The sequence below is a fragment of the Persicitalea sp. genome, from assembly GCF_041751555.1.
Classification (GTDB): Bacteria; Bacteroidota; Bacteroidia; order Cytophagales; family Spirosomataceae; genus Persicitalea.
On sequence record NZ_JBGSXF010000583.1, the window covers coordinates 1 to 5355 of the forward strand.

At 51.1% G+C, this 5355-nt stretch carries 5 protein-coding genes; 2 read left to right on the plus strand and 3 right to left on the minus strand.

Annotated features, from left to right (window positions below; all coding sequences use genetic code 11):
- On the minus strand, positions 1 to 1511 hold a 1511-nt coding region (locus ACEW8P_RS20675; protein ID WP_373514972.1), incomplete at its 3' end, for a peptidase M61.
- Between the two features lie 214 nt (positions 1512 to 1725).
- Here ACEW8P_RS20675 and ACEW8P_RS20680 point away from each other — a divergent pair.
- Positions 1726 to 1929, plus strand: coding sequence for a hypothetical protein (locus ACEW8P_RS20680; RefSeq protein ID WP_373514973.1), 204 nt, complete (start codon positions 1726 to 1728; stop codon positions 1927 to 1929).
- 277 nt (positions 1930 to 2206) lie between these two features.
- Here the strand turns inward: ACEW8P_RS20680 and ACEW8P_RS20685 are convergent, their stop codons facing one another.
- The gene (locus tag ACEW8P_RS20685) at positions 2207 to 2659 is read right to left on the minus strand and encodes an SgcJ/EcaC family oxidoreductase (RefSeq protein ID WP_373514974.1); all 453 of its coding nucleotides are present in this window, start codon (positions 2657 to 2659) and stop codon (positions 2207 to 2209) included.
- Positions 2660 to 2686: 27 nt separating this feature from the next.
- Positions 2687 to 4195: a glucose-6-phosphate dehydrogenase gene (gene zwf / locus ACEW8P_RS20690; RefSeq protein WP_373514975.1), complete on the minus strand. Its 1509-nt coding sequence runs from the start codon at positions 4193 to 4195 to the stop codon at positions 2687 to 2689.
- Between the two features lie 89 nt (positions 4196 to 4284).
- Between zwf and ACEW8P_RS20695 the strand changes: the two genes are divergently transcribed.
- A partial coding sequence (locus ACEW8P_RS20695; protein ID WP_373514976.1) for a deoxyribodipyrimidine photo-lyase occupies positions 4285 to 5355 on the plus strand: 1071 nt, incomplete at its 3' end.

Below are 5355 nucleotides of genomic sequence, written 5' to 3' on the forward strand. Positions count from 1 at the left end.
ACGAGCGCGAAGCTTACGCCGAACGCTTTTTCAACTTCTTTCTTTTGGCCCTCTATTTCGAAGTCGATGCCAATCTTGCCAAACAATTCCTGCAAAGGCAGCGGTTCGCCACCTTCCACGTAGCGGCGGAAGAAATCGCGAATCCCGGGATAGGTCAGTTCGGTAATTTTATCAAATAATTCATTGTCCTTAAAGGATTTGTCTTTACCGTAGGTTTTGGCCAGATCGCGCAGCAAGTCCTGGGTACCGTACTTGCCACCCGACAACTCGCGTAGTTTCAGATCCAGGCTGAGGCCAATCAGTGCCCCTTTCTCATAGACATTGGAGTACTCGTCTTTGTACGTTTCCAGCACGTCGCTCGACATAGCCGTGAACGATAGCGAATCGGTGTAGCGCGTCCGGGCATTCTCGACCTTTTCGGCCTGGCGATCCAGGTAGGTGGGCAGGTCGATGATGCCCGCCCGCAGCTGGGCATGGTGGGCGGCGTACTCGGTAAGCCCTTCGTACAGCCAAAGGTGCCGCGACATTTTGGGGTCGATGAAGTCGAAATCGCCGATTTCTTCGCTGTGGATGTTCAGCGGGGTCAGAATATGAAAAAACTCGTGAGCGGCGATGTCCTTGATAGACTTGGACAACTGCGCCTCCGAAAACGTCTCGGGCAGGTAATAAAATGACGACTGCGAATGCTCCAGCGCCCCGTAGCGGGTCAGGTTCTTGTCATCAGACATATATATGATGAAGGCGTACTTGTCGATGGGAAGCGTACCGCCGAGATACGCTCGCTGCGCTTCCAGCGTAGGCAGGATGTCCGCCGCCAGATCTTTGGTAGCAAACTTGTCGTTGGGAGAAAACACCGACACCAAAATGTCGGCATTGCCCACTTTCAGCCAAACCGTATCGGGACGGTTGTACATCATCGGCGAGTCGGCCAGTTCGTGGTAGTCTTTTGTGATGAACAAATCCTGGTTTCCTTCTTTATTTTGGTTCACCAGCGGCGTGGAGCCATAGAATCCGGCAGGCTTAGTGATGCTGACACGATAAGGCAGGCGATCCATGCCCTTAAAATAACCGAATAGACCAAAAGTGTTCAGCACGAACACCTTACCCTCTTCGATGTTGGTGCCACTGGGTTCAAATACGTCTTCTTCGATACTGGGTGTATCCCAGGTATCGTCGATCTGGTAAGAAAGGCGACGGGCTTTTCTAGCTTTCGAGATTTTCCAGCTGTTCTTGTCTACCTTCTCCACTTCCAGCTCCCCACCCTTTTTGTCAAAAGCTTTGAAAGCGCTGGCGTAAGAACCGTAGTTGTTGATCGAGTAGGTACCCGGCACTATTTTGGGCAGATGATAAAGTACAGACCTACCCCGCAGCCGGGGCGTTTCCAGTTCGACGGTTAGCTTGTCATCCTGAGGCTTAGTGAGATCAACGGAGAATTTGTATTCTTTTTGCGCGCAGCCTAATAGACTGGCTATGAATATGGTAGTCAAGAATAGGTATTTGGCCTTTTTCATTAAAAACTAAAATTGGGATGGCTTATTTGAAAAAACAGAGTTCGCTTTATTAGCGGCAGTAACGCAAAGAAAAGTGAAATGAATCGGAATCCGGATCATTTTTTTTAAAAGAGCCTATTTTGGATGCGGAGCGAAATAGGCTATCTTGGTATCTTAATTGACAAAACCCCAGCGTTCAACGTCTGGATCTACCGCTAACTGAATGAAGGTATTGTTGGAAATAAAAGAAGAGAGCAAGGCACCATTTCTCATGGAACTGCTCAAAGGGTTGAATTATGTCAACGTTTTGGAAGAAACAGTAGATGTTAAAAAAGCCCAATTTGCGGCTGATCTGGCCGATGCCTTTCAGGATGTAAAGCTTTACGAAAGAGGGGAGAAAAAGCTTAAATCTGCCAAAGATTTGCTCAATGAACTTTAGAAGTAATTGCTACAGGTTCATTTGAACGAAAAATTAAGAAACTGGCCAAACGCCATAAATCGCTGGTGGCTGATCTCACAAACGTAATAGGTCAGCTTGCCGACACCCCTAAATTGGGCACTTCCCTCGGCAAGGATTGCTATAAAATCCGCATTGCTATTTCAAGCAAAGGAAGAGGCAAAAGTGGTGGAGCAAGATTAATCACTCTTGTGAGGGTCGTCCAAAGAATTAAGTTCATTAATTGAATCTCTGGCCGAGGAGCAGGGATAAGCAATTATTATCGCGCAGGCAGCATGTTCCGAATGGCCGTAATCTCCCACTTGCCCTTCACATTCACCACCACAAACGTACTCCACATTTCCCGGCGAACACCGTCGGCATTCACGATCACGTAACGAGCGTCGGCGATGGCACTTTTGGAGCCGATGAACCGCACCTTTTCTACTTTCAAAGTCCGGGAGCCTCCGGCGTTGCTTTCGGTGCTGCGCACCATGCCCGCCATCGAACCTTCGATGCCTTCGCGCCACTCGCCCGTCGAAACGAGCTGGTCGATGTCGGTGGTTAGAATACTTTTAAGGAGCAAGGTATCCTGCGTTTCGCGCGCTTGGGCATAGGAATCAATTAGTTTGGAAATCGCCTGACCTGCCTTGGAATCCAGGCCTTTGCTTTGTCCGAAGGTCACAGTTGTTGCCCCGACAGACAGCAATACGAAAAGAAAAAGGGTTTTCATAACGGGAGTTTTTAGTTCAAAAACGGATTAGTCGATACCTGGTGCGGAAGCCCAGCTATGGCCAGCTTTCGCGATGAGCGCGTCAGCCTCCGCCGGCCCCCAGCTACCCGACTCGTAGTTGGGAAAATCAGTCGCGGGCGTGTCATCCCAGGCATCCACGATGGGCATCAGCACCCGCCAGGCGGCCTCCACCTGGTCGGCGCGCATGAAGAGCGTGGAGTCGCCTTCCATGATGTCGAGCAGCAGCGTTTCGTAGGCTTCGGGCGTGTCCGCCGCGTCGAATTCGTCGTAGTTGAACTGCATATCGACGGGAGAAAGCAGCATTTCCGGTCCTGGCCGCTTCGCCTGAAATTCGAGGCGAATACCCACACAGGGATATATTTCTATAATAAGTCGGTTAGGTTGCCAGTTGGCCGCCGTCTGCGCCGGAAACGACTGATGCGGCACAGGTTTGAATTGAATAGTGATGACCGATTTTTTCTCATTCATCCGTTTGCCCGTCCGCAGGTAGAAGGGTACACCGTTCCAGCGCCAGTTTTCCACGAAGAGTTTCAGCGCCGCGTAAGTGTTTTGCGAAGAATCCTTTGGCACGTCCTCCTCATGGTGGTAGCTCTCCACTTTTTCGCCTTCGATCCAGCCCGCGCCGTATTGCCCGCGCACGGCGTATTCCCCGATTTCTTCGGGTCGAATTCGGCGCAGGGCGTTCACCACATCCACGCGGCGGTTACGGACTTCGTCGGCCTCGTAGGAAACGGGCGGCTCCATCGCCACGAGGCAAAGCAATTGGAAGAGGTGATTCTGTACCATATCTCGCAGCGCCCCGGCAGTGTCGTAGTAGCTGCCCCGGCCTTCCATACCCAGTTGCTCCGAAACCGAAATCTGGACATTGTCGATGTAGTTGCGGTTCCAGATGGGTTCGAACATCGCGTTGGCGAAGCGAAAAGCCAATATATTTTGGACCGTTTCCTTGCCGAGATAGTGGTCGATGCGGTAAATCTGCGACTCGTCGAAAATGGATTGCAACAGCGCGTTCAATTCTTTGGCACTTTCCAGATCACGTCCGAAAGGCTTCTCGACCACGATGCGCGTCGTGGGAAGGTAGTCGGCCAATTTACTTTTAGCCACGTTCTCGGCGATCACTGAGAAAAACCTGGGCGCTACGGCCAGGTAGTGTACCACGCAGGGGTCTTTTTCCCAATCCTTCTTATGCTGTTCAATTCGATCCGCGAATTTGTCGTAGGCTTTGGCATTGTTCACATCGGCAACCTGGTAGAAAATGTGGGACGAAAACTCTTGCCAAATCTTTTTGTCGGCCTTGCCCTTACGGGAAAACTGATCGACGCCTCCCAGCAAATTCTTCCTGAACTGCTCGTCGGTAAACTCGGTGCGACCCGTTCCGATGATCGCGAATTCGTCCGGTAACCAGCCGTCCAGGTATAAGTTGAAAAGCGCGGGCGTGATCTTGCGGGCGTTCAGGTCGCCCGTGCCACCGAAGACGATGAAGACGGTAGGTTCTGGTTTGGTTTTTTTAGGCATGATGGGTCTATTAGCGGAATGCGTGGTTAGCCAAAGGTAACGAAACAAACAAACCGCTACCCTTCCGGTTTTACAAAAAAGAAGAATCATTGACCCAACCCACCATGTCCAAGAAGAAAATCGCCATTTTCTGGCACCGCCGTGATATGCGGCTGCACGACAACGCTGGCTTGTACCGCGCTCTCAATTCAGACTTCCCCGTCCTGCCGCTTTTTGTTTTTGACAAAACGATCCTCGACCAACTCGAAGACAAGCGCGACCGCCGTCTGGAATTCATCATGCGGGCGGTGGAGGAAATGAAGGAAAAGCTGGAAAAAGAAGATTCCGCTCTACTTGTAAAGTACGGCGTGCCATTAAAGGTTTGGCAGGAAATCGTGGAGGAATACGATGTGGCTGAGGTGTACACCAACCACGACTACGAACCTTACGCCAAGGAGCGCGACGGCGAGGTTGAGGATTTTTTAGAAAAAAAGGACATTCCATTCCACACCTTTAAGGATCAGGTTATTTTTGAAAAAGAAGAAATTCTGACTCAAAAAGGAACGCCCTACACCGTCTTTACGCCTTACAGCCGCTCCTGGAAGGAAAAACTGCACGGCTCTAAGGAGAAGCTTTTCTACGTAAAGCCTTACCCGACCGAGAAGTATTTCAATAATTTATTCAAAACCAAAAAACTCCCCGTCCCTAGTTTAGAAGACATGGGCTTCGAGCGAATGCCGGACGAGGAGTTTCCGCCTAAAAAAGTACGCGACGAGAAGCTGGAAAAATACGCCGAAACCCGCAACTACCCAGCCGTTCCCGGCACTTCGCGGCTAAGCATTCACCTGCGCTTCGGTACCATCAGTATCCGCGAACTGGCGCAACAAGGGATGGAAGAGAGCGAGACTTTCCTCGGTGAACTCATCTGGCGCGACTTCTACCAGCAAATCCTCTGGAACTTCCCGCACGTGGGCGAGGGCAAGGCCTTCCGGCCCGAGTACGATCGCATTAAATGGCGCAACAACGAGGAGGAATTCCAAAAATGGTGCGACGGCATGACGGGCTACCCCATCGTGGACGCCGGGATGCGCCAGCTCAACGCCACGGGCTATATGCACAATCGGCTCAGGATGATCACGGCCAGTTTTCTCATTAAAGACCTGCTCATCGACTGGCGCTGG